This is a genomic window from Kitasatospora sp. NPDC058048, from assembly GCF_042885555.1.
GTDB classification, from domain to species: Bacteria; Actinomycetota; Actinomycetes; order Streptomycetales; family Streptomycetaceae; genus Kitasatospora; species Kitasatospora lactacystinica.
Window position 1 is genome coordinate 61715 of the sequence record NZ_JBHVRT010000039.1, and the last position, 24378, is coordinate 86092.

The 24378-nt window shown below is 73.2% G+C and carries 20 protein-coding genes and 1 pseudogene; 11 read left to right on the plus strand and 10 right to left on the minus strand.

Annotation, left to right across the window (positions count from 1 at the left end; genetic code table 11):
- The first annotated feature begins 149 nt into the window (after nucleotides 1–149).
- The 3 genes from ACFVVA_RS32240 (at nucleotide 150) to ACFVVA_RS32250 (ending at nucleotide 4848) form a co-directional block, all read left to right on the plus strand.
- Nucleotides 150–1361, plus strand: a complete 1212-nt coding sequence (locus ACFVVA_RS32240) for a hypothetical protein (RefSeq protein ID WP_387694290.1) — start codon at nucleotides 150–152, stop codon at nucleotides 1359–1361.
- Nucleotides 1358–4039: a condensation domain-containing protein gene (locus ACFVVA_RS32245; RefSeq protein ID WP_387694291.1), complete on the plus strand. Its 2682-nt coding sequence runs from the start codon at nucleotides 1358–1360 to the stop codon at nucleotides 4037–4039. The genes ACFVVA_RS32240 and ACFVVA_RS32245 overlap by 4 nt, the downstream gene beginning before the upstream one ends.
- 275 nt (nucleotides 4040–4314) lie before the next feature.
- Nucleotides 4315–4848, plus strand: a complete 534-nt coding sequence (locus ACFVVA_RS32250; RefSeq protein ID WP_387694292.1) for a hypothetical protein — start codon at nucleotides 4315–4317, stop codon at nucleotides 4846–4848.
- 74 nt (nucleotides 4849–4922) lie between these two features.
- Here the strand turns inward: ACFVVA_RS32250 and ACFVVA_RS32255 are convergent, their stop codons facing one another.
- The 3 genes from ACFVVA_RS32255 to ACFVVA_RS32265 form a co-directional block, all read right to left on the minus strand.
- A complete protein-coding gene (locus ACFVVA_RS32255) occupies nucleotides 4923–6476 on the minus strand; it encodes an alpha/beta hydrolase (RefSeq protein ID WP_387694293.1) in 1554 nt (517 codons plus the stop codon).
- A 280-nt stretch (nucleotides 6477–6756) separates the two neighbouring features.
- Nucleotides 6757–8307 carry a ricin-type beta-trefoil lectin domain protein gene (locus tag ACFVVA_RS32260; RefSeq protein ID WP_387694294.1) on the minus strand — a complete coding sequence of 517 codons (1551 nt, stop codon included), beginning with the start codon at nucleotides 8305–8307 and terminating at the stop codon, nucleotides 6757–6759.
- Between the two features lie 816 nt (nucleotides 8308–9123).
- On the minus strand, nucleotides 9124–10719 hold the full coding sequence (locus ACFVVA_RS32265) for a hypothetical protein (RefSeq protein WP_387694295.1): 1596 nt from the start codon (nucleotides 10717–10719) through the stop codon (nucleotides 9124–9126).
- A gap of 198 nt (nucleotides 10720–10917) precedes the next feature.
- On the opposite strand from ACFVVA_RS32265, the pseudogene ACFVVA_RS32270 reads away from it, so the two are divergent.
- A pseudogene (locus tag ACFVVA_RS32270) lies at nucleotides 10918–11106 on the plus strand (NmrA family transcriptional regulator); the annotation flags it as partial.
- A 373-nt stretch (nucleotides 11107–11479) separates the two neighbouring features.
- On the opposite strand, the gene ACFVVA_RS32275 reads toward ACFVVA_RS32270, so the two are convergent.
- Both ACFVVA_RS32275 and ACFVVA_RS32280 read right to left on the minus strand, forming a co-directional pair.
- Nucleotides 11480–12343, minus strand: coding sequence for a serine hydrolase (locus ACFVVA_RS32275; protein WP_387694322.1), 864 nt, complete (start codon nucleotides 12341–12343; stop codon nucleotides 11480–11482).
- A gap of 71 nt (nucleotides 12344–12414) precedes the next feature.
- The gene (locus tag ACFVVA_RS32280) at nucleotides 12415–13362 is read right to left on the minus strand and encodes a LysR family transcriptional regulator (protein ID WP_380549115.1); all 948 of its coding nucleotides are present in this window, start codon (nucleotides 13360–13362) and stop codon (nucleotides 12415–12417) included.
- Between the two features lie 183 nt (nucleotides 13363–13545).
- Here ACFVVA_RS32280 and bla point away from each other — a divergent pair, with 183 nt between their 5' ends.
- Nucleotides 13546–14529 (plus strand): class A beta-lactamase, encoded by a 984-nt coding sequence (gene bla, locus ACFVVA_RS32285; protein WP_387694296.1) that lies wholly within the window; start codon nucleotides 13546–13548, stop codon nucleotides 14527–14529.
- A gap of 64 nt (nucleotides 14530–14593) precedes the next feature.
- Here the strand turns inward: bla and ACFVVA_RS32290 are convergent, their stop codons facing one another.
- Nucleotides 14594–15445 (minus strand): LysR substrate-binding domain-containing protein, encoded by an 852-nt coding sequence (locus ACFVVA_RS32290; RefSeq protein ID WP_387694297.1) that lies wholly within the window; start codon nucleotides 15443–15445, stop codon nucleotides 14594–14596.
- Between the two features lie 81 nt (nucleotides 15446–15526).
- On the opposite strand from ACFVVA_RS32290, the gene ACFVVA_RS32295 reads away from it, so the two are divergent.
- From ACFVVA_RS32295 to ACFVVA_RS32305, 3 genes are all read left to right on the plus strand, one after another.
- Nucleotides 15527–16447, plus strand: a complete 921-nt coding sequence (locus ACFVVA_RS32295) for an MBL fold metallo-hydrolase (protein ID WP_387694298.1) — start codon at nucleotides 15527–15529, stop codon at nucleotides 16445–16447.
- Nucleotides 16448–16626: 179 nt separating this feature from the next.
- Nucleotides 16627–17013, plus strand: coding sequence for a ribosomal protein L7/L12 (locus ACFVVA_RS32300; RefSeq protein ID WP_387694299.1), 387 nt, complete (start codon nucleotides 16627–16629; stop codon nucleotides 17011–17013).
- Nucleotides 17014–17232: 219 nt separating this feature from the next.
- The gene (locus tag ACFVVA_RS32305) at nucleotides 17233–17556 is read left to right on the plus strand and encodes a hypothetical protein (RefSeq protein ID WP_359899118.1); all 324 of its coding nucleotides are present in this window, start codon (nucleotides 17233–17235) and stop codon (nucleotides 17554–17556) included.
- 155 nt (nucleotides 17557–17711) lie between these two features.
- On the opposite strand, the gene ACFVVA_RS32310 is transcribed toward ACFVVA_RS32305, so the two are convergent.
- Nucleotides 17712–18152: a hypothetical protein gene (locus tag ACFVVA_RS32310; protein ID WP_387694300.1), complete on the minus strand. Its 441-nt coding sequence runs from the start codon at nucleotides 18150–18152 to the stop codon at nucleotides 17712–17714.
- Nucleotides 18153–18617: 465 nt separating this feature from the next.
- Between ACFVVA_RS32310 and ACFVVA_RS32315 the strand changes: the two genes are divergently transcribed.
- Nucleotides 18618–19097: a hypothetical protein gene (locus ACFVVA_RS32315; RefSeq protein ID WP_387694302.1), complete on the plus strand. Its 480-nt coding sequence runs from the start codon at nucleotides 18618–18620 to the stop codon at nucleotides 19095–19097.
- Nucleotides 19098–19297: 200 nt separating this feature from the next.
- Here the strand turns inward: ACFVVA_RS32315 and ACFVVA_RS32320 are convergent, their stop codons facing one another.
- Nucleotides 19298–20020 (minus strand): phospholipid scramblase-related protein, encoded by a 723-nt coding sequence (locus ACFVVA_RS32320; protein WP_387694303.1) that lies wholly within the window; start codon nucleotides 20018–20020, stop codon nucleotides 19298–19300.
- 479 nt (nucleotides 20021–20499) lie between these two features.
- On the opposite strand from ACFVVA_RS32320, the gene ACFVVA_RS32325 reads away from it, so the two are divergent.
- A complete protein-coding gene (locus ACFVVA_RS32325) occupies nucleotides 20500–22044 on the plus strand; it encodes a S8 family serine peptidase (RefSeq protein ID WP_387694305.1) in 1545 nt (514 codons plus the stop codon).
- A gap of 116 nt (nucleotides 22045–22160) precedes the next feature.
- Nucleotides 22161–22775, plus strand: coding sequence for a TetR/AcrR family transcriptional regulator (locus ACFVVA_RS32330; RefSeq protein ID WP_387694306.1), 615 nt, complete (start codon nucleotides 22161–22163; stop codon nucleotides 22773–22775).
- Nucleotides 22776–22922: 147 nt separating this feature from the next.
- Here the strand turns inward: ACFVVA_RS32330 and ACFVVA_RS32335 are convergent, their stop codons facing one another.
- Nucleotides 22923–23156, minus strand: coding sequence for a ferredoxin (locus ACFVVA_RS32335; RefSeq protein ID WP_387694307.1), 234 nt, complete (start codon nucleotides 23154–23156; stop codon nucleotides 22923–22925).
- Nucleotides 23150–24358, minus strand: coding sequence for a cytochrome P450 (locus ACFVVA_RS32340; protein ID WP_387694308.1), 1209 nt, complete (start codon nucleotides 24356–24358; stop codon nucleotides 23150–23152). Before ACFVVA_RS32340 ends, ACFVVA_RS32335 begins: the two co-directional genes overlap by 7 nt.
- Nucleotides 24359–24378: the final 20 nt, after the last annotated feature.

The following is a 24378-nucleotide window of genomic DNA, read 5'->3' on the forward strand; positions in this document are numbered from 1 at the left end:
CGGGTCGACGGTCTCGTCCGCGGGGTCCGGGCGCGCCGGCCCCCGGCGGCCTTGCACCCGCCTTCGCCCCACCGGCGGCCGCGCGGCGCCCCCGCCGCCGCGCGCCGGCCCCGTTCGACCGTTCTCCCATCGGCGAGGAAAGAACCACGATGACGCACCCCGACGAGGTCCTCACCCGGATCGACCTTCGCAGCCCGATCCCCGAAGCGCTGGCCGCCGAGATCGAGCGCCGACTCCTCTTCGTGTCGCCCGAGATCACCGGCTTCGTGGTGCCCGTGGAGGGCGGCGAGGTGCGCTCCGTGACACTGCGCTCCGCGCAACCGCTCCCGCACGACGTCCTGACCGAGAAGGTCAACTCCATGGTGGACAACGACGTCCGGAGGCAGTGGGTGACGCCGGCCAAGGCCGTCTGGACCTCGCCGCACCAGCGCACCCCGCACCAGGACGTCTTCGAAGTCCTCTCCGGGACCGGCGCGGTGACGGAGGTCGGTGAGGGTCAGGTCGCCGTCGGCGAGCCGCTGCTCTCTCTCCTCGCCTACTTCGACCGGGCCGTCTGCGACCTGCTGGCCGAGGACCACGAAGTCCGGGAGTACCGTTACCCGACTCTGATCAGAACGAAGGCGCTGGAGACGGCGGGCTACTTCAAGGCCTTCCCGCAGCACCTGATGTTCGTCACCAGGCTGCGCAACGACCTGGACGTCTACCGCGCCTTCCAGGAGCGGCAGGCCGTCACCGGCATCGACTCCGCGGTGCTGGACTCCTGCGGCAACGTCGACTACTGCCTGCCGCCCACGATGTGCTACCACACCTTCAGCCAGTACAGCGGCCGCACACTGGAGACGGGCCGGCTCCACGTGGTCACCTCGCGCGGCAAGTCGTTCCGCTTCGAGGCGGCATACGCCACCAGCCTGGAGCGGCTCTGGGACTTCACCATCCGGGAGATGGTCTTCCTGGGCTCCCGGGAAGACGTGCTGGACTCCCGTGAGCGCTTCATGCGGAAGGTCTTCGCCTTCGTCGAGGAGCTCGGCCTGAGCGGCTTGTGCGAGGTGGGCAACGATCCGTTCTTCTGCGGCGCGGACACCTCCGAGCGGATCTGGTCCCAGCGGCTGATGGAGCTCAAGTACGAGCTGCGGCTCCACGTCGCGCCCGGGAAGACGATCGCCGTCGGCTCCTTCAACTTCCACGACGACCTCTTCGGCAAGGCTTTCGGCATCGACCACGGTACGAACGGCCCGACCCGGAGCGGCTGCGTCGGATTCGGCCTGGAGCGGCTCGTCTACGCCTTCCTCTGCCAGTACGGCCTCGACACCGCGGCGTGGCCCGCCCGGGTCCGCGCCGCCGTCGGCGGGAGCCGACCATGAGCGAGAGGAAGGGCCGCGCCCCGCGAGGCCAACGGGAGGAGATCCTCTGCGCGGTGTTCGCCCAGGTGCTCGGGCTCGACCGGATCACCATCGACGACTCCTTCTTCGAGTCGGGCGGCCACTCCCTGCTGGCCACCCGGCTCGCCGGTCGCATCCGGGCCGCCCTGGACGTGGAGGTCCCGGTCCGGACGATCTTCGAGGCCCCGACCGTCGCCCAACTCGCCGAGCACCTGGAGCAGGGCTCCGGCAGCCGACGCCCGCCACTGCGCCCCCGGCGCCGTCCGGCGGAGATCCCGCTCTCGCAGACCCAGCGGCGCCTCTGGTTCCTGAACCGCCTGCACGGCGCGGCCGGACACTACAACATGCCGATGGCCTACCGGCTGCGCGGCGACCTCGACCTGTCCGCCCTGCGACTCGCCCTCGACGACCTGGTCACCTGGCACGAGAGTCTGCGCACCGCCTACCCCGACTGGGACGGCCGGCCCCAGCAGGTCGTCCTGGACCCGGACGAGGCTCCGGTCGAGCTGCCGGTCGACGGCGTCACCGAGGCAGGCCTGTCCGAAGCGCTGAGCGCTGCGGCCGCTCACGCCTTCGACCTCACCGCCGAGACGGCACTGCGGGCCCAGCTGTTCCGGCTCTCCACGGACGAACACGTCCTGCTCCTGACCATTCACCACATCGCCTGCGACGGATGGTCGCTGCTCCCCCTGAACCGCGATCTGGCACTCGCATACGCCGCTCGCCGCCTCGGGCAGGAGCCGGCCCGACCCGAACTACCGGTCCAGTACGTCGACTACACGCTCTGGCAGGACGATCTCCTGGGCGCCCCCGAGGACCCCAACAGCCTGTCCAATCGCCAGCTCTCCTTCTGGGAGGGCGAGTTGGCGGGAATGCCCGACCGCCTGAGGATCGACGTGGCGGCCCCGCGTCCGGACACCCCCTCGCACCGGGGCGGCCGAGTCCCCTTCCACGTCACGCGGGCGACCCACCGGACACTGCACCAGCTGGCACGGGAGACCGGCACCAGCGTCTTCATGGTCGTGCAGGCCGCCCTCGCGACCCTGCTCACCAGGCGCGGAGCCGGCACCGACATCGCCATCGGCATCCCCACCGCCGGGCGCACCGACGAGGGCCTCGACGACCTGATCGGATTCTTCGTCAATACGCTGGTGCTGCGCACCAGGACCGACGGCGACCCGACCTTCCGGGAGCTGCTGTTCCGGGTGCGCAGCACGGACCTGGCGGCCTTCGCCCACCAGGAGGTGCCGTTCGACCACGTGGTCCAGACCATCAACCCGCCGCGCTCCCCCGCGTGGCACCCGCTCATCCAGGTGATGCTCGCGTTCCAGAACAACGCGAGCGCCGAGCTCCGCCTTCCCGGCCTGGAGGTCCGGACCGAGCCGGTGACGGAGGGGATCACCCGCTTCGACCTCCGCTTCGAGCTGTTCGAGGGCTTCACCGAACAGCGGAGGCCGGACGGCATCGACGGCAGCCTCACCTACGCCCTCGACCTGTTCGTCCCCGCGGAGGCCGAGCGGCTGGCCCGGGAGTTCACCGAGCTGCTCGACGCCGTGGCCGCCGCTCCGGGTCTGCGGCTGAGCGAACTCGGCGGGCCGGCCGTCCATGAGCCGACCGGCGGCCGGTCCGCCGGGCCGGAGCTCGCCGCCGCGGACGGCCCCCGGATCGCCTTCGTCTGCTCCCCCTACGGCCAGCAGTGGGTCGGCATGGGGCGGACCCTGTTCCGCACCGAACCCGCCTTCCGCTCGGCCCTGGAGGAGTGCGACGGCGAGCTGGCCCGGCACACCGGCTGGTCCCTCGTCCACGAGCTCTTCCTCGACGAACCCGAAGCCAGGACGAACGACGTCGGCGTCATGCAACCCATCGTCTTCGCCGTCCAACTGGGCATCGCCCGCTGGCTGGAGGAGGCGGGCGTCCGGCCGGCCGCCGTCACGGGTCACAGCGTCGGCGAGATCGCCGCCGCCGTCATCGCGGGCATCCTCGACCTGCCGGACGCGGTCCGGCTCGTCCACCACTACAGCGATCAGCAACGCCGCGTGGCCGGCCCCCACAGCGGCATGGCCGTGGTGGAGCTCTCGGCCGTCGACCTCTCGAAGCACCTGCGAGGGCTTGGGGGGCGCGTGTCCGTCGCCGCGCGGAACGGCCCGCGGACCACCGTGCTGGCCGGTGACCGGTCCGAGCTGGAGGCCGTCGTCGCCGAGCTCCAGGCCGCGGACGTGCTGTGCGCGATGGTCCGAGTCGACCTGCCGGCCCACAGCCCGGCGATCGATCCGATCCTGGCGGACCTCGAACGGGCCGTGGGCGAGCTCACCCCCAGGCCCGGCCGGATCCCGATGATCTCCTCGGTCACGGGGCAGGCGCTCGACTGGCAGCAGGCCACCGCGGGCTACTTCGCCCAGAACCTGCGGCAGCCCGTCCTGCTGGCCGACTCCACCGCCGAGCTGCTGACGGGCCATGACGTACTGGTCGAGGTCAGCGCTCACCCGGTGCTCGCCCCGGCACTGTGGCAGAGCGTCGAGGAGTCGGGTACCGCCGCGACCGTCCTGACCACCATGCGCCGCGGCCAGGACGACCGGACGGGCCTCATCGAGGTACTCGACGCCCTCGAACAGCTCGGCCTGAAGGTGGGCTCCCCGGGCCGGCGGGCTCGGTCGGCGTAGATCCGATGAGCCGCGCGGCTGCCGGCCGCCGGCCGCCGAGGAGAACCCGGCCGTCGCCGGGCCGCCGGACGACCTGCCGTCCGGCGCGGCACAGGGCGCTGCCGCGGTCCGCAGCGGGACCCCGAGGTGGACCCAGTGCGCGAAGGCCCTGGTGAGAGCCGTTTCGGAGCCGGCCTGGCGCTGGTCGTATGCGTCCCATCGGGGGCCGGCGCATCGCGTTTGTGCCGGGCGCGGTGTCCCGGCCATGATGTGCCCTCGCAAACAAAGGAACGAACGTGAACGTCCAGGTGGAGTACGACGCAGCACCTGAGGAGCTCGCCACCGCGGTGAGAGCCAACCTTCCCGCGCCGGCAGTGCGCTGGGCGGTCGCCGGCGCCTGGTTGCTGCTCTCACTGCTCTGCCTCGCAGCGGGCGGTGTCCTCTTCGCGATCGCCGCGCTCATCGCCTGCCTGCTCCAGGTCCAGAACATCACCGTGGTCGCCAAGAAGGTCGCTTCTCGTGCCGCCCAGCGCCAGGCGGGTCCCACATCGGTCGCGTTGACCGATCAGGAGGCCGTCATCCGTACGGCGTCCGGGGAACTGAGGTTCCCGTGGACGTCGGTCACCCGAGCCACGGACACTCCCCTGGCCTGGTCGATCCTGGTGAAGAGGCCGGGCGGAGCGCCCGTGGCCGCGACCATCCTCAAGACGGCCTTCACCGACGCTCAGGCCGCCGACGTCACGGCCGCGCTCACGCGGCTGACCAGGACCAAGGTCAAGGTACGCGGGTCGAATGCCCCCGGCGTCGTCTCCGGAGCCCCGGCCCGGTAGCGGGAGGGGCGGGCGGCACCGGCCCACGCGGAGCCGGCCGGGCGGACCCTGCCGGGTCCGCCCGCCGGTTCTTCCTACGGGCGGGGTGACGGGCAGTCGGCGTCGTGGGCGGGGAGGACGCCGTCGAGGAGGTAGCGGTCGACGGCGGCGTCCACGCAGGTGTCGCGGGGGGCGAACAGGCCCGCGTAGACGGTGTGGCGGAAGGCCCCGCGCAGGGTCACGAGCCGGGAGCCGGTCAGGGCGCGGTGGGCGGAGAGCTGGCCGGGGTAGGTGGCGGCCGGGTCGCCGTCGGCGCCGACCAGCAGGACCGGGACGGCGTTGCGCACCCGGGTGGGCGGTTCCGCGGGCTCGGCGGGCCAGAAGGTGCAGGGGGTGAGGTTGCGGGTGAGCGGGCCGAACAGCGGCTCGTCGGCGCGGTGGGCCTGGATGTCGCGGTAGTAGGCGAGCGGGTCGCGCGAGGCGGCGCGGTCCGCGCACATGATCGCGGTCTGCGCGGCGGCGTACCCTCCGGTGTCGGGGGACGCCAGGCCGGTCAGCACCGCCTCCAGCAGCGCGGTCGGCCGGGCCGGCCGGCCCTCGGCGGCGTCGAGCAGCACGCGCGCCAGGGCGGAGAACTCCTCGTAGGCAGCGTCGTCGTCGCCGGCCGACACCGTCCACAGCACCTGCGGCAGCGCCCGGGCGTCGACCCGGTGGGTGCCGACCGCCAGCGGGGCGCGTTCGGCGGCCAGGCGCACCCGCTCGACCGAGGCCAGCACCTCGGCGGTGGTCGCGCCCAGGTGGTGGCGGTCGTCGTGGCCGGCCGCCCAGGCGGCCCAGGCGGTGAGCGCGGCCCCCATCGCGGGGCCCTGGGTGGCGGTCAGGTCGGGACCGAAGCGGTCCGGGTCCATGGCGGCGTCGAGCACCGCCCGCCCCACCCGGTCGGGGAACAGTTGGAGGTAGACCTCGCCGAGGTAGCTCCCGTAGGACGAGCCCAGGTAGGCGATCGTCGGCTCGCCGAGGACGGCGCGCACCAGGTCCAGGTCCCGGGCGGTGTTGCGGGTGGAGGCGTGCGGCAGCAGGGCGCGGTACGGGGCGCAGCGGGCCGCGAGGTCCTTGGCGAGCTCGGCGGCCCGGTCGAAGCCCAGCCGGTCGGGGCCGGCCGCGCCGGGGCCGGCCGTCGGCCAGCCGCAGTCGAGGGGGGTGCTGGCGCCGACGAAGCGCGGGTCCATGCCGACGATGTCGTAGCGGGCGCCGAGGGCGGGGGCGGCCTGCCGCAGGGCGAGGGCGAGCCCGCGGGCGGGGACGCCGGGGCCGCCGGGGTTGTAGAACAGGGTGCCCAGCCGGTGGGCGGGGTCGGTGGCGGGCAGCCGGGAGAGGGCGATGCTGAGCGTCCGTCCGTCGGGGCGGTGGTAGTCGAGGGGGACGGTGACCTCGGTGCAGCGGGCGCCGGCGGCGTCCAGGTCGGCGCCGGCGGCGTCGTCCGGGCCGCTCGCGCAGGGGTGCCAGAGCGGCTGCTGGCCGCGCAGCGCGGCGAGCGGGTCGGCGGTGGCGGCCGGCGCAGTGGCGCCGAGTGCCGGTGCGGCCGACGCGGTGAGGAGGGTCATGGCCAGCGCCGCCACAGCGGCGGCCGTCTTGGCGGCGCGGATCACGGTGTCTCTCCTGGGGTGCCTCGGCGGGCCGTCGGGGCGACCGTAGGCGCCCGCGACGGCCGGGCGCGTCCACCGCCGGTACCGGCCTCCCCCGCCGAAGTACCCCTCCGGATCTGCTACTTCAGGACCACCCGGGACCTCACGTCCGCGCGGTACCTCGCCGCCGACGGCGGGGCGACGGCGCGTTCCACGAGCTGCCCACGGCTGAACCGGCCGAAACCGGAAGGTGGCCGTGGCATCCGGCCACGGCCACCCCATCACTCGTGATCCGGAGCTGCGGTCAGGCCTGTACGGCGGTGAGCTGGAACTTCTCGTTCGGATCGCCGTTGCAGTCCCACAGGATGATCGGGGTGTTGTTGTTCCAGACCGGGCCGCCGCCGGCGACGTTCAGGCAGCGGTTGCTGGCGGGGTTGCGCAGCTGGCCCTCGGCGGTCCACTCGAACTTCTCGTTGCCGGAGGAGGCGCTGCAGTCGAAGAGGATGATCGAGTTGCCGTTGTTCCACGGCCCGGCACCGGCGACGTTCAGGCAGCGGTCGCTGGCGTAGTTGTAGAGCAGCCCGTCGGCGGTGAGCTGGAACAGCTCGTTGTTCTGGCCGTTGCAGTCGAACAGGACGATCGGCGTGCTGTTCGGCCAGGTCGGGCCGGCGCCCGAGATGTTGAGGCAACGGTCGCTGGCAGGGTTCTTGATCCGACCGACCGGGTGGGGGATCTCGTTGTCGGCGACGAGCTGGAACTTCTCGTTCGGGTCGCTGTTGCAGTCGAACAGGACGATCGGTGTGCCGTTGGCCCACGGGCCGGCGCCGAAGACGTTGAGGCAGCGGTTGCTGGCGGGGTTGCGCAGCTGGCCCTCGGTGGTCCACTCGAACTTCTCGTTGCCGGAGGAGGCGCTGCAGTCGAAGAGGATGATCGGGTTGCCGTTGTTCCACGGCCCGGCACCGGCGACGTTGAGGCAGCGTCCGCTGGCGGGGTTGCGCAGCAGCCCGTCCGGGGTGAGCTGGAACTTCTCGTTGCTGGCGCCGAGGGTGCAGTCAAAGGCGATGATCTCGGTGCTGTTCGGCCAGGTCGGCCCGGCGCCCTTGAGGTTGAGGCAGCGTCCGCTGGCGGGGTTGAGGATCTCGTACGACCGGCTCGTCCGCTCCGACACCCACGCGGCGAGGTCGTCGACGCGGGTGGCGTAGGCGCCGGTGCGGGTCTCGGTGGCAGGGGTGTCGAGGCAGCCGCCGCGCCAGGAACGGGAGGCGACGGCGACCAGCTCGGCCTTGCCGTTGACCTCGCGGACCACCGGGGCGCCGGTGTCGCCCTTGCAGACCGCCGCGCCGCCCGTACCCGTGATGCCTATGCCGGTCGGGTTAACGGTGTCGAGGCTGAACGAGCCGGTGTGGGCCTTGTCCGGGACCCACTCGGACTTGGTGCGCCCGAACCCGGTGACCGTCAGCGACTGCCCGGCGACCGGCGCCGAGGTGCCGACCGTCAGCGGCGTGACACCCTGGACGGGCGTGGCCAGGCGGGCCATCACCAGGTCGCGGCCCTGACCCGGCACCAGCTCGACGACCTGGGTCGACTTCGCTCCGACCGTGGCGGTGGTCTTCCACTTCGGCGCGCCGGCGGCCAGCGCCTGCGGCTGCGCCGGGTCGTCGGAGAAGCAGGACGCGGCGCTGATCACCCAGAATTGGTCGATCAGCGCGCCGGTGCAGCCGCGCAGGCTGTCACCGATCACCAGTCGCGCGGTGGTGGCGGAGGCGCCGGCCGCGGCCGCGTCGCCGACCACGGCGCCGGCCGGGGTCGTGCCGAGGGTGGACAGTGCACCGGCGGCGAGAACGGCAGTCAGCACACCCGCCCGTCGGGAACGAAACCGGGACGTGCGGGACATGGGACTTCCTGTCGTGGATCCACCGGAGCTGCGGGAGAGGCCGGACGCACGTCGACGCGTCTCCGCGAGGAAGCGCGCCTGCAGTGGAGCCTTCGTGGACCCTTCCGGTGGCGCGGGGTCGGCGGTCGGGACGGCGTCGGCCGAGGCGGTGAGGGCGGCCCCCGGTCCGGTGACGGCGATGGCCCTGCCCCCTGCGACGGGCCGGCGATGTTTCTCTGTGCGCATTTCCTTTTCCTGGGTAAGTTTGCGTCAAAGATGGCGCAAACTGGGACAGTCCGTGGGTGATCGATATGAATTGACGTGATATCGGCGTCGGTTCGACCTCGACCCGTCTGCCGAGCCCCCTCCATTTTCTGAGTGTCAGTCATGTATGGCGGCGAAGACTCTACATGACGCCATGACGGTTCTGTAGGTCACAAATGAGCCGCGCACCAGCAGATGGGTGGTACCTGATCCGATCGACAATTGGGGGTCGAAGCGGTGAAAAACGAAATACCGAAGGCGAACCGCAAGGGATATGCGCCTTGCCTCCCCGCGACGATTCTCGCGACACTCACTCGAAGGGCCCGCCCCCCGTTCGCGGGAGGCGGGCCCTGAACGCGTCAGACGGCCGGATGTACTGGCACCAGTGGCAGGCGGTGTACCCAACGTTCATCAGCACCGGCACCCCCACCGCTCCGCCTCCGCGAGCCCTCTTCACCCACAGGTCCCGTTCGGGGCGCACCGCGGTGGCGTGGTGGTCGCGGGCCGGTGGAGGCGAACCCGGGGTTGCTCGGCCTACCAGTACTCGTTGCTGTCGCAGTGCATGTCGTACTTGTCGTGCGCGTCGTGCTTGTGGTGCTTGATCCTGGTGGGATCGGTGGCGGTGTGGGGGGTGGTGTCGCCGCCCCCGGTGACAACCGCGACGTTGGTGACCTTGTCGTCGGCCCCGCAGGAGACGTCGACCTGCAGCGTGATGGGCGGGTAGCTGGTCCCGGCGGGAAGGACGTCGCTACGGGTGCAGGTGAGCGTGCCCTGGTCGCAGGTCCAGCCCGCACCGCTGATGCTGTCGGCCGTGAGCCCCGCGGGGAGGGTGTCCTGCATGGTGACCGTGGTGCCGTCGGTCGGGGCGGCCCCGGCGGCGTTGCCCACGGTGATGGTGTAGGTCCCGTCCCGCCCCTGGGTGAAGTGCCCGGTGTGGGTCTTGGTGATGGTCAAGGACGGGACCGTGTAGGAGATGATCACCTGGCCGTTGTGGTTCGCCGTCCCGATCGTCGACAGCGCATAGCTCGTGCCGGTACCCGTGGGAGTGGCGAAGCTGCTGCCCCCGCCACCACCGCCACCACCCGCCGAGGTGCCCGAGCCGTTGACGGAGCCGCTGCCGCCGCCCCCGCCGCCGAAGTACCCGCCCCCACCGCCGCCACCAGTGGCGATGCGACTGGCGGCGCAGCCGCCGTCGAAAGTGCCCCCGGTGCCGCCGGTACCGACCGCGGCGCCGAGGAACCCGCTCCCCGGAGCGCCGCTCATGGCCGCACAGGGTGGAGCGGTGCCGGCGCTCCCGCCGGTGCCCCCGGTGCTGGTGCTGGTGCTGCCACCGCCCGCGCCCTGCCCCGGCGAAGCCCCGGGGCCGGTGGCAGTTCCCGCGGTACCGCCGGTGGCATCCGGCGTTGTCCCGCCGTTGCCCCCGTTGCCTCCCGTGGAGCCCGCTCCGGTGCCGCCGGAGGCACCGCCGCCGCCGGCGACCAGCAGCAGGGAGCCGCCCGTGCTGACGCTGGAGGCCCCGCCCCCGCCCGGGCCTTCGAACTGGAAGCCAGTGAGCGGGAAGCTCCCCCCGGGGGCACCGCCGTTGAACCCTCCGGCCCCCGACGTCCCGGTGCCGTTGCAGCCCTTGCCTCCGGTGCCGCCGACGTTGACGGTGAAGGTCGTCGGTGCGACGGTCTGCGGCAGCGTGGTCACCACCCGCGCCCCTGTCCCGCCGGCCCCCGTGACGGAACAGGAGGTGCCGGTGTTGTCGGCGCCACCCGCGCCGTCCGCGATGATCGTCACCACCGCCGCCGCCGGAACCGTCAAGGTCTGCGAAGCGCCGGTGAAGGTGAAGGTCTGCGACGGATCAGCCTGCTGCGCGCGCACCGGCACGGCCCCGACCGGCGCGGCGGAAACCGGTGGAGCCGTGGCTGCCAGCAGCGCCATACCGGACAGCAGCGCGCCCCCCGCCGACACCACCCCCACACCGCGCCCCCCACGCCGTCCACCCGAGCCGACCGGGTCGGACGCACCGACGGCACCGACCGGGGTCATCCCACCGGCCGGGGTCCTGTTGAACACGGCCACGGGCCGCTGACGGCCGACCCGGTACCACGGCAGGTCGCCCTGTCCACGCGTACGAGCACTCATTCGCGGGTTCACCTCTCCTCACAACAAAGCGCCCCGCACCCCCAAGCGACAAGTCACAGGCATGACAGGACACCTGACGGAAAAAATCATGACAAACCACAATTAGATACCCCGATCAGATCACTTCGAGGTAGCGAGGCCAGGAGAAATCTCGCGTGTCGCAACACCCCGCGCGAGCCGGCGAGGAACCGGCATCCGACCAGGTCACTGGCCAGGACGGCGATGGCCCGCACCATGCCGGTGGAACTGGCCGACGACACCCTCGACATCCTCGGCGCCCCCACCGAGGCCGAACTGCGAGTGAGTCCGGCCGTCGAGCAGGTACGCGGCCGCCCGCCGCGCCCCTTCGCCGACTGGGCCACCCGCAATGCCGCCGCCTTCCGCTGAGCACGGCGCGCAGGCGCCCTCGCGCGGGGGGCCGGTGAGACGGGGATGCAGGACGCCTGAACGGCGGTGTGCCGTTGGGTCGGGCTTCGCGCCGGCGCGCGGTGTCGCCGGGGCCGGCTGCCCGAGCGGCCCCGGCGACACCTGCGCGGGTGACCGGCGTCCGGGGCCGTGGCCCGGCTGCCGGTGGGGGTTCCGTCCGGTCCTGGCCGGTCGCGGGGCCGGTGCGGCGGTGCCCGGGCAGGGGGTGGTCGCCGGGCACCGCCGTCCTGCGACCGGCAGGTACCCGGGCAAACGAGCGTGCACCCGATCCGTCACCCTGGCGTCGTGGCCAGGAGGGAGGGCAGCCGGGCGGCCGGGGGTGGTTCGGCCCCGGTCAGCCAGTCGCGCCGGCTGCCGCCCGGGCCCGGAGGGCGTCGACGGCGAGGCGGGCGGTGGTTCCGATGACGGCGTCGGCGGCGGGCAGGGTGATGGTGGTGGCGGCGGCGCGGGTGAAGACGGCGAGGGCGTAGCGGCCGCCGTCGGGGTATTCGACGACGCCGACCTCGTGGCGCAGCGTGGGGAGGGTGCCGGTCTTGCCGTGGACGCGGACGTCGTCGTAGGGGAAGCCGGAGGCCAGGCGGTGCGGCCAGACCTGGAGGCCGAGGAGGCGTCGCAGGGCGGCGCCGTGGTCGCCGGGGCAGGCGTCGCCGTGCCAGAGGGCGGCGAGCAGGGTGGTCATGTCGCGGGGGGTGCTGTGGTTGGTGAAGGCGGGGTCGAGGACCCTGAGGCGGGCGACGACGGCGGGGTCGACCGGGAAGTCGGGGCCGGTGTCCTCGGCGAGGGCGGCGATGAGGTCGCGGAGCTTGTGGACGGCGACGGTGCGGCTCAGGCCGAGGTCGGCCATGGTGCGGTTGACGGTGTCGAGGCCGATCTGGTCCCACAGGGTGTCGGCGGCGGTGTTGTCGCTGACGGCCGCGGTGAGGTAGGCGAGGTCGCGCAGGGAGAGGCGGGCGGTGTCGAGCATCGCGGCGAGGCCGGTCGGCCCGGGGGTGCGGCCGGCGGCGGGGATCTCGACCTGCCGGGTCAGGTCGATCCGTCCGGCGGCGGCCTCGCGGTACAGCGTCACGAGCAGGCAGACCTTGTGGACGCTGGCGGTGCTGACGGCGGTGTCGGCGCCGAGGCCGATCTCGGCGCCGGTGTCGAGGTCGCGCGCGTGCAGCCGGCCGGTGACGCCCGCGTCGGCGAAGGCCGCGGCGATGCGGGTGCGCGCGGCCCGGCTGTGCGGGGTGCGGTCGGCAGCCGTCCGGTCGGCTGTGGTGCGGTCGCTGGTCACAGCGGGAACTCCATTGCGGGCCGGGGGTGGAGCGGGCGGTTGGGCGGCTGGGGCAGCAGGCCGCCGGGTCCGGTCAGCGCCTCGTGGGCGGTCCGGGCGAACAGCCGGACGGCGGGCCCGCCCCGCCCGGCCGGCCAGGCCGTGGAGGTCCGCCAGGCCAGCGGGGTGCCGGTGAGCGGGCGCCAGACCGTACCCGGTGGGGGTGTGGTGCGCGGCACCAGGGCGATGGCGCTGCCGGTGAGCACGAGCGCGCCCGCGACGTCCGGTCCCGGCGGGTCGACGACGGCCTCGGGGGTGCAGCCGTGCCTGGTCAGCGTGGTGAGGACCTCGTCGTACAGGGCCGGGGCCGTGGCGCGCGGGAAGAGGACCAGGCGCAGGCCGGTCAGTTCGGCCACCGCGAGCTCCGGGCGGTCGGCGTACGGACCGCGGGCGGCGAGCAGGGCGCCGAGCGGCTGGTGCAGGACGGGGCCGAAGGCCAGCCCGTCGGCCGGGCAGGGGTGACGGACCACGGCGACGTCGACGGTGTGCTGGGCGAGTTCGCGCACCACGGCCGCGACCGGCAGTTCCCGCAGTTCGAGCCGGGTGCCCGGGGAGGCGGTCTCGAAGCCGGTGAGCAGCGCGGCCAGGGCGGCCGGCCCGAGTTCGGGCGGGACGGCCGCGCGCAAGGTGCCGGCCCGTCCGCTGCGCAGGTCGGCGGCGGTGGCGAGGAGGCGGGCGGCGCTGTCCAGCGTCTCCTCGGCCTCGGCGAGCAGCAGCCGGCCCGCCGGGGTGAGGTCGACGCCGCGCGGGCCGCGGTCGAACAGGGTCACGCCGAGTTCGCGTTCGAGGCGCTGGATCCGCTGGGAGAGCGAGGGCTGGGCGATCCGCAGGCGCTCGGCGGCGCGGCCGAAGTGCCGTTCCTCGGCGACGGCGCGGAAGTGGCGGAGGTGCCCCAGCAGGTCCATGGCCAGTAATCATAGGTGTTTTCTTATCGTCCACTTCATGATTGCGGTCTTGGACTGGGTGGTCGGCGGCCTGTTTAGCTGAGTGTGATCGCGCGGATCGCGGCGGTGTGGACCACTACCGCGGGGCGCGACCGCGACCGTGACCGTGACCGTGACGGCACGAACCACCTGGGGAGACCACCGATGACGCCCGACCTCCGCCGTACCCGCCCCCGCACCGCGCTGCCCGCGGTGGCCCTGCTCGTGGCCGCGCTGATCGGCGGGTGCGGCCAAGCGGGCGGCGCCTCGACAGCGGCGGCCCCCGGCGCGGCGGCCCCCGGCGCGGTGGCCACTGGCGCGACCGCGACCGCGACGGCGGCGGGGGCGGGGGCGGCCTCGGCCGATGCGGCGGACGCCTCCTTCAGGGCGCTCGAGCAGCAGTTCGGCGCCCGGCTCGGCGTGTTCGCCGTGGACACCGGCAGCGGGCGGGAGGTCACCCACCGGGCCGACGAGCGGTTCGCGTTCGCGTCCACGATCAAGTCGCTCGCCGCCGGGGCCCTGCTGCGGAAGGCGTCCGACGCGGACCTGGACAAGGTCGTCCCCTACCGCCAGGAGGACGTGCTGGAGTGGGCACCGATCACCTCGCAGCACGTGGCGACCGGCATGAAGCTGCGCGACCTGGCCGCCGCCTCCATCCAGTACAGCGACAACACCGCGGCCAACCTGGTCATCGCCGAGCTCGGCGGCCCGGCGGCCGTCCAGCGGTCCCTGCGCGACCTGGGCGACTCGACCACCAGCGTCGACCGCACCGAACCCACCCTCAACGAGGCGACCCCGGGCGACACCCGTGACACCAGCACGCCGCACGCCCTCGCCGCCGACCTGCGCCGCTACGTGCTCGGCGACGTCCTCACGGAGGGCCGGCGCGGGCTGCTGACGGACTGGCTGGTCGGCAACACGACCGGCGGCCCGTACGTCCGCGCGGGGGTGCCCGCCGACTGGAGGATCGGCGACAAGACCGGCAACGCGGGCTACGGCACCCGCAACGACGTCGCCGTGGCGTGGCCGTCGGGCGGGCGCAGCCCGATCGTGATCGTCGTCCTGTCCGATCGCGGCAAGGCGGGCGCCACCTCCGACGACGCCCTGATCGCCCAGGCGACGAAGACCGTCGTCAGCACCCTCGGCTGAGCCTCCCCGACCGGTCCGCTGCGCGGCAGGCTCGGCGGCGGCGGGGTCGGCGGCGGCGGCGGGTTCAGCGGCGGTGGGTGGCTGCCGCGATGCGGACGAACGAAGGGATCAGCGGGTTCGGGTCGCCCTCGTTCCACGCCACCACCACGCGGCTGGGCGCCATGTCGGCCAGCGGTACCGCGGTCAGTCCCTCGGGCATGCCGTGTCCGAGGGGGGTGATGCCGACCGTGCCGTTCCAGAGCACGGCCTGCCGGCATTCCTGGACGGCCCTCACCGCCGGTCCCCCGCGCGGCCGGCCGCCGGTCCAGTACGCCCCCCACAGCGGGTCGGTGCCGTCCGGGAACCGGAACCAGCACCGGTCGGCCAGGTCGGCCAGCTCCAGGTGCGTGCGGCCGGCCAGGGGGTCGTCGGTGCGCAGCACCGCGCCGACCGGGTCGGTGCGCAGCTCGTGCACGGTCAGGCCGGTCTCGTCGAAGGGGGCGCGGGTGAGGGCGATGTCGACCCGTCCGGTGCGCAGTCCGCAGGTGGGGTCGGTCAGGTCGGTCTCGCGGATGCGGACCTCGATGTCCGGGTGTCGCTTGCGGTAGGCGTTGGCCAGGCGCAGGGCGCCGAGGTCGGTGCCGTCGCCGAGCAGGCCGACGGTGATGGCCGTGGGGCCGGCTTCGGCGGCGACGCGTGCGCGGATCCGGTCGGCGCGGTCGAGGAGGGTGCGGGCCTCGTCGAGCAGGACGGTTCCGGCCGGGGTGAGGGTGACGCCCTGGGCGGAGCGGTGCAGCAGGGTGGCGCCGAGGTCGGTTTCCAGCTGCTTGATCGCCCGGCTGAGCGGGGGCTGGCTCATGTGCAGCCGGGCGGCGGCCCTGCCGAAGTGGAGTTCCTCGGCGACCGCGACGAAATAGCGCAACGTCCGCAGCTCCATGCTGCGACGATACCCGTGCGGTATCGGGCACGTGCGAATCGGTCTTGGACGGCCGGGTTGCCGGGGCGGTGGAATCGAGGCATGAACGACGCATCGCTTTCCGACCCCGCCGTCCATGTGGCCGGCGTCCAGGAGATCGCCCCCGAGCTGCTGGTGGTCCCGGACCGCGGGATCCCGCTGGTTCCCAACATCGGCATCATCGGCGGCACCGAGGCCGTCCTCGTCGTCGACACCGGCATGGGCACCGCCAACGCCGAGCAGGTCCTCTCCCTGGCGTCCGAGGTGGCCGAGGGGCGCCGCCTGTACCTGACCACCACGCACTTCCACCCCGAGCACGCCTTCGGCGCGCACGTCTTCCACGGCCGGGCCACCTACCTCGCCAACCGCGCCCAGGCCGAGGACCTGGAGGTGAGGGGAGCGGGCTACCTGGAGATGTTCCGCGGGTTCGGCCCGCCGGTCGCCGACCGCCTCGACGGCGACGTCCGCGTGGTCGCCCCCGACGTGGTCTACGACGACGGGTACGACCTGGACCTCGGCGGCCGCCGCGTACGGCTGCGGGCCACCGGCCGGGGCCACACCAAGGGCGACCAGGTGATCGAAGTGCCCGACGCCGGCGTCCTGTTCACCGGCGACCTGGCCGAGACCGGGCAGTTCGCGATCTTTCCCTGGTTCCCGCCGTACGACACCGACGTCTCCGGGATCGGCTGGCTGGCGGTGATGGAGCGGCTGGCGGCCGACGGGCACCGTACGGTCGTCCCCGGCCACGGCGCCGTCGGCGGCCCGCAGGTCCTCGGCGACGTCCGCGACTACCTGCGCGAACTGCGGGACGAGACCTGGCGGCGACGCGACTCCGCCATGGGCGGGAGCGAGATCGTCGCCGAGGTCCGGGCCCTGCTGATCGAACGGCACCCCGAGTGGACCGGACAGGAGTGGATCGAGAAGGGCGTCGGCTGCCTGTGCACCGAACACCCCACCGTCACGGACCAGGGCCCCACGGGCTGAGGCCGGTGGGGCGCAGTCCCGCGGTGCCGGGGCACCGCCCACATCCGCCGGGTGCCCCGGGACCACCCGACGACCGGCGCCGCGTATCGGCCCTGAGGGTGCGGAAAACCTGTCGTCCGGCAGCCCGACGGGCGGTTGACTGGCACCGGCACACCGACCGACCGTCGAAGGAGCGGCCTGTGGAGGTCCCGGATTTCACCGTCGTGCTGACCGGCGGGCAGGGCGGCGGTGCGGAGGCCCTCAAAGCCGTGCGCGCGGCCACCGGGCTGAGCCTGTGGCGCAGCAGGCAGTTGCTGGACAGCGCGCCCGCCACCGTCGTCTCGGACGTCACGTTCGACATCGCCGCGCCCATGGCGCGGGACCTGCGAGCGGCCGGCGTGCCGACCGCCCTCCGGTGCGGCTGGTGCCGACGCACCCTGCCCGGCGACGACACCTCCCCTGTCGATCCCGGACCCTGCGCGTCCCGGTACTGGCCCACCGCCCACTGCGAGGCCAATTCCATGACCAGCTGCGACTGCGGTTTCTGCACCGCCTACGGCCCCCTGCCCGGATACACCACCCCCTGACCCGCCCACCACGGCACGGCCCGCTGCCACCCGACGGCCAACCGGAACGACGGCGCGGCGGCCGAGCCGGCGGCCGCCGTCGCGGTCCGGCTCGGCCCGCTCATGGTGGTGGTCCGGGGCCCTGGGCCGGTCGGTGGTCGAGTCGGGGGGCGGGGAGCCGCCTGCGGCGATGCCCGTCCGTTTCTGGTGCCCGGCGGTGTTGTTCGACAGGATGTTCCGGTGGCGAACTTGACCCGGATCTGGACGATGACCCGTACCAACTTCCGCGCGGCCGACCCGGTCGAGCGGTGGACCGCGCGCGCGGCCTGGGTGGTGCTGACCGCGACGGCCTGGCTGGCGGTGATGTTCACGACCGTCTGGGGGGCCATGGTCGCCGGGGTTCCCACCGGTACCGTGGGGTGGTTGGCGGTCGTCCTCTCGCTGGCGGTTCCCGCCGTCTCGCTGGTCGCCGTCACCTCCGAGCCCGGCGGGCGCCTCGGTGCGCCGGCGTTGACGGTTGTCCTCCTGCTGGCGGCCGCCGTGCTCGTCGTCGCCTTCGTCTGAGTCGGGGCGCACGGCTCCCGGACGGCCTCTGCGGGTGCTTCCTGTCAGGGAGTTCGCGCCGGGGACGCCCTGAACCCGGTTGCTCGCCCCCGGCCGCCCGGTCGTCGGCGCGAAGGCGGCCTTTGATCAGCATCACGCCGGCGACCGGGCGCAGGTCAGCAGTTCACGATGGTCGAGACGGTCGCGGTCGATTGCGGCCAGCCGGGCTGGTCCACGCTGAACTGGGCGGTCACGGTGCGGCCGCAGGGCACGGTGCCCGTGATGCCGCCGACGTCGCTCCCGCCGGTCGGGATCAGGACGGTCGGGGTGATGGTGCCGAGCGGTGGGCTGGTGACGCCGATGCTGGTCAGCCGGAAGGAGACCTGCTGGTCCTGCCAGGTCGGGCTGGTCGGAGTGGCGCGCCCGAACACGTACACCTGGCCTCCGTTGTTGTTGATGCAGGCCCTGATCGTGAGGTAGTTCGGCGCGCCCGGGTCCCCGCAGACGGTGGTGCCCGTCATGCCGGCGACGGATGCGGTGGCGGCGGAGGCGGTCTGGGTGCCGGTCAGCGCCGCCAGAGCGGCGGTACCGGCGAGAACGGCAGCAAGGCGTTTCAAGGGGCCCTCCTTCGTCCGGTGCTCTCGGCGGGCGCCGACAGCACTGTGACATGTCACATGGCTCTTACGGGCATTGTGGCAGCCCCCCGCGAACGGTGCGCCGAGTTCGCTCAAAGACAGCCGTCCTGACGGACCATCGGTCCGAACGGGAAGCTGGGCTGCCGGGCCGGCCTCCGGCGGAGGCGGGCACGCGGATCGGCTGCGTCAGGCGCGGGAGGGATCCGGGGGCTGATCGGATGAGGCGGGCCGGAGGATCCGCGCAGGGCGCGTGGACGGCGGGCGCCGAAGTGATTCTCCGCGACGGGGCGGCCGGGTGACGGCCCGTCGTTGCGTGCTAGAACCATCGACGGCCGTGAACGCCCAGCCGCGATCACCGCCCCCTGCACCGCTGCACCGCTGCACTGCCGTACCGCTGCACCGCCGCACCGCGCACCTTCCGGCCGCATTTCCACCGAAGGAGAAAACATGTCCGTCGCACGAACCATACGGACCGCGCGAACCGCGCTGCTCGCCGCCTTCGCCGCGCTCACCCTGCTGCTCACCGGCGCCGCCACCGCGACGCCGGCCTCCGCCACCGCCACGGGGCTGGACGACACCTGGGCCTGCTCCGTCCCGTCCGGCTACGTCTACGAAGGGGTCGTCTTCAGCCAGACGTGCAGTGGCGGCGGCAGCTGGAAGTCGCCGCAGTACCACCTGCGCACGCCCGTCGACGGCCTCACCTCCTGCTCGACCGCCCCGGGGTTCACCTACGACTCCGCCGGCTCGTCCACCACGTGCAGCCTGACGCAGGGCGTCCCGTCCACCACCTTCCACCTCCGCACGCCGGTCAGCGGCATGTGGGCGTGCAGCGTCCCGAGCGGTTTCACCTACAGCGCCACCACCTCGAACCTGGACTGCGCCACCGTCCGGAACGTGCCGACCACCAAGTTCCTTCTGTCCCGCTGACCGGCTGACCGGCCGAGCCGGAACACGGGAACGAGTGGGCCGCCCCGCAGCGGCCGGGTGGCCCACTCGTCGGCCGTGATCGGGTGGCGGGCTTCTCCGCCGGGCCGGCGATGACGCACGACTCCGCTCTCCGGCCGGAGCCCCGCCCCCTGGCAGTCGCCCGGTCGGGGGCGGGGCTCCGAACAACGTACGGTTCGTGGTTATCCGAAGCCGCGGGCGTCCTGCTTCAGCGCGGTGTCCACGGTCAGCGCGGTCGCCACGACCAGGCTGAGCAGCGGGTCGGCGAGCGGGCGATGGATCTGGAGCACGTAGTTGTCGGCCGTGGTGAACATCGTCTTCGCCAGGCCTTCCCAGGTCTTGGTGATCCGGGCGACCTCGGTGTCCGTCGCGTCGACGATGGAGAAGTTCCAGGCCCGCCAGTTCTCCGCCTTGATGGCGCCGATCTTCTGACCGCCGACCTCCAGCGAGAAATTGATCTTCCCGATGGCGTTCTGCTGGATGATCTGGCCGACCTCCTGGCCGTCCGGACGCTGCACGATCACCCGCGACTTGATGAACTTCGCCGGGCGGGTCAGCAGCAGCACCGGGGTGCCCTGCGCGTCACGGATCTCCAGCTTGTGGGTCAGGTACTGGTCGAGGGAGGAGACCAGCCGCAGCACCTTGCGCAGAGCGCTCTGGCCGACCTGGACCACCGAGCCCAGCGTGGCGCCCTGCTGGTCGAAGACGGAGTACTCGTTGGTCAGCTCGATCAGCTTGGCCTTCTGGTTCACCACCAGGACCGGCTCGGAGAAGAGGGTGCCGCCGCCACCGTAGACCGGTCCGACGCCCGCCTGCTGCTGCACCTGGCGCTGCACCTTGGCGGAGTCGCCGGCCGGAGCGGCCGGCTGCCCGGGGAAACCGGGGGTGTTCGTGTTCTGGGACATGGCGGGCAGGCTAGGCCCATTCCTCTGTGGGGAGCTAGATCGTTTTGAACGGCTCCCGGGCTCGTCGGGGACTTCGCGTTGCGAAGTTGACCTGCGGGTTTGGGTGTTGCGGACGACAGTCGGCCGGCACCCGGCGCAGTGGATGTGTCCGATGTCACATCCTCTGACGGTGTGTGGGCGGCGGTCCGTCCCTCGGTCCCACAGTCTGCACACCGCCCTCACCACCTGGGCACCACCGGCGGCACGACGGCGGCCGGGGTGCGTGGCGCGGTGACGGACCTGCGGCCGGCCGTCGAGGAGGGAGCCCTTGCCTCGGGTCCGATCGGGTCGATGCCGAGTCTTTGCCGAGTCATTGATGGTTGGCGAGGGGCGGGATAGCTTCACTCCTGCACCACCTGTCCTGTACCACCCGTCCTGTTCCTGCCCGGCCGGCGCGCTGTCCTCGGCCGGGTCCTGCACCCGGATGATGTGGAGACCACATGGCTCGACTGCCTTCCTTACCGCGGCTCGGCCTGGCCGTGCCGATCGCGCTGTCACTGACCGCCTCGCTCGGATTCCTCCCCGCGCCGGCCTCGGCGACGCCCCGGGCGCAGTACGCCGCGCAGGCCGAGGACGCGCACCCCCTGGCGTACGTCGTCAACACCAGGACCGACCGTCGCACGATCGCCGAGGTGCAGCGGGCCGTCGCCGCGGCCGGCGGCACCGTCGTCGTCACGTACGACGGGATCGGCGTCATCGTCGCCCACTCGGCGAACCCCGACTTCGGCAGGCGGATGCGCGCGGTGCGCGGAGTGCAGTCGGCGGGCGCCACGCGGACCGCGCCGCTGAGCGCGGCGGGGACCACCGACGAGGGTGGGGTGCGGCGCCTCTCCGAGGCCGAGGCGGCGAGGATCGCGAAGGCGTCCGGCAGCGGCACCGAACCCCTCGAAGCCGAGCAGTGGGCCCTGCGGGCGATCGGCGCGGACAAGGCCGCGGAGATCAACCCGGGCAGCAGGGACGTCACGGTCGCCGTCATCGACACCGGCGTCGACGACACCCACCCGGACCTCGCCGCGAACTTCTCCCCCTCGCAGTCCGCGAACTGCGCCAGTGGCAAGGCCGACACCGCGTACGGCTCCTGGCGGCCGGTGGACGCGAACTACTTCCACGGCACGCACGTGGCGGGCACGATAGCCGCGGCCCGCAACGGCGTCGGCGTCGCGGGCGTGGCACCCGGGGTGAAGGTCTCCGGCATAACGGTCTCCCAGCCCACCCCGCGCCAGCTGATCTACGCCGAAAGCGTCGTCTGCGCCTTCGTGTTCGCCGCCGACCACGGTGTGCAGATCACCAACAACAGCTACTACGTGGACCCGTGGCAGTACAACTGCCTGGACGACCCCGACCAGAAGGCCATCGTCGACGCGGTCGACCGCGCCCAGCTCTACGCGCAGCGCAAGGGCACCCTCAACGTCGCCGGGGCCGGCAACGCCAACCACGACCTGGCCTCCGACGGCTTCACCGACGGTGGCAGCCCCAACGACTCCACCCCGGCGAGCCGGACGGTCGACCCGCACAGGTGCTGGGACCTGCCCGCACAACTGCCGGGCGTCGTCACGGTCGGCGCGACCGGCGCCAGGAACGCGAAGGCGTACTACTCCAACTACGGCCTCGGCGTGATCGACGTCGCGGCGCCGGGCGGTGACCGGTACCAGGCCTCGGACACACCGTCCGGGGAAGGCGGCATCCTGTCGACGCTGCCGAACAACCAGTACGGCTACGAGCAGGGCACGTCCATGGCCACGCCCCACGCCTCCGGTGTGGCCGCGCTGCTGAAGTCCGCCCACCCGGAGGCGACCCCGGCCCAGTTGCAGGCACTGCTCAAGGCCCGGGCGGACAACCCGGGGTGCCCGGCCGGCCCGGCCGACCCGCACGGCGGGAACGGCGGGAACGGCGGCGGTTCCGGGGACGCCGTCTGTGCGGGCGGCAAGCGCATCAACGGCTTCTACGGCTTCGGCATCGTCAACGCACTGCGCGCGGTCGAGTAGTCGGCACCGCACCGGCCCCGCCGCCGTGGGCGTCCTCGCGCTCGCCGGTTCCGCCCCTGGACCGGCGAGCGCCGGACGTCGCCGCGCTGCCCGCGGCCCTTGGATAGGGTGCCGGGATGGCCCTCGACTCCCCCCGGCTGCTGCGTGCCGATGCCGCCCGCAACGCGGAAAAGATCATCCGGGCTGCCCGGGAGGTCTTCGCCGAGCAGGGCCCCGACGCCCACCTCGACGACGTGGCGCGCCGGGCCGGCGTCGGGTCCGCCACGCTCTTCCGCCGCTTTCCCGACAAGGCCGCGCTGCTGCGGGCCGTACTGGACCAGCGTTTCGGCGAGCACGTCCGTCCCGTCATCGAGGCTGCCGCGCACGAGGCCGATCCCGCGTCCGGGCTGGTCCGTGTGCTGGAGGCGGCCCTGGAATCGGTGGCCGGCGACTACAACGTGCTGGCCGCCGCCCGCGCCGCCGGCGTGCTGACCCCGGCGACCGGGGAGGAGTTCTTCGCCGCGCTCGACGCTCTCCTGACGCGCAGTCAGGACGCGGGCGTGATCCGCGCCGACCTCGTGCCCGACGATCTGCACCGCATCGTCGTCATGCTGGTCTCGGTGCTGTGGACGATGGAGGCCCGGGAGGACGGCTGGCGCCGGTACCTGGCCCTGGTCCTCGACGGCCTGTCCCCCGCCGGGGCCCGCCCGCTGCCCTGCCCCGCCCCCGCGCTGCACACCCGTACGCCCTGATCCCCTGACGTCTGACGTCTGACGTCTGACGTCTGACGTCTGACGTCTGACGTCCTGATGCCTGATGCCTGACGCCTGACGCCGAGGCAGGTGCCGGCCGCCACGCCGGGCGGCCGGCACCCCCGGCACCCCCGGCACCGCCGACCGTCAGCGCGCCGGGCGCAGCCGGATCGCCGAGGCCGGGCACATGGCGGCCGCCTCGCGGGCCTGTTCCGCCGCCGGGCCGCCGGGGTCGGCGGCGAGCACGACGACCCGCCCGGCCTCGTCCTGGTCGAACACCGACGGCGCGGTCATCGCGCACTGCCCCGACGACACGCACCGTGAGGTGTCCGCCTCCACCCGTACGGTGGGCCGCTCGGGCCGATGGTCCCCGTTCACCACAGGACCGGGACCTCGCCGATACCGCCCGCCAGCCGTTCGGAGTGGTCGCGCAGGCTGCGCGCGTCCACCGCCAGCCGCAGGCCGGGGAAGCGCCGGAACAGCGCGGTCAGCGCGATCCGCATCTCGGTGCGGGCGAGCGCGTTGCCGATGCAGTAGTGACCGCCGTGTCCGAAGGCCAGGTGCGCGTTGGGGGAACGCGACGGGTCGAAGGCGTCCGGTTCCTCGAAGGCCCGCGCGTCCCGGTTCGCGGCGTTGATGGCCACCAGTACCGCCTCGCCCCGCGCGATCGCCGTCCCGGCGACGGTGACGTCCTCGCGGGCGTAGCGGGTCAGGCCCAGGGCGCCGGGGGCGGCCATCCGCAGGACCTCCTCCACGGTGGCGCGGGCGGACCCCTCGGGGTCGGCGGTGAAGCGGTCGCGCCGGGCGGTGTCGCTCAGCAGGAACAGGACCCCCAGGTCGATCCGGGTCGACGTCGTCTCGTGGCCCGCGAACAGCAGCCCCACCGCCAGGCGGGTCATCTCCTCCTCGGTGAACGAGGGGTCCTGCGCCTGTACGGCCAGGATGTCGCTGATCACGTCCTGTCCCGGCCGCTTGCGCTTCTCCTCGGCGACGGCGGCCACGTACGCCTCGAACTCGGCCATGGCCGCGGCCCCGTCGGCGCCGCCGTACAGCGCGGCGATCCGTTCCGACCAGCCGCGCAGCAGGTCCCGGTCCGCGACCGGCACGCCCAGCAGCTCGCAGATCACCATCACCGGCAGCGGGAACGACAGGTGGTCGTGCAGGTTGACGGCACGTCGCGGATCCCGCGAACGGTCCTCGTCCATCGCGTCCAGGCAGGACGCGGCGAGTTCCCCGATCCGCTCGCCCATCCGGCGCATCCGCGGCGCGCTGAACGCGGGCGCCAGCATCCGGCGCATCCGGGTGTGTTCGCGGTCCTCCTCCTCGGGCGTGACGGCGGGGCGTGTGTGCAGCGCCGAGGCCGAGATCCTCGGGGCGTCCTCGGTGTCGGGGCGCAGCCGGGAGAACCGGGTGTCGCTCAGGATCACCCGGGTCTCCTCGTAGCGGGTGACCAGCCAGGCCGGGTCGCCGGCGGGTGTCGTCACCCGGGTGATCGGGCCTTCCTCGCGCAGGCGTGCGAGCAGTGGCGCCAGGTCCAGGGCGTTGGGGCGTTCGAAGGGTAACTGCGGTGCGGGCGCGGTCATGGTCTCTCCTCACCGGCCGA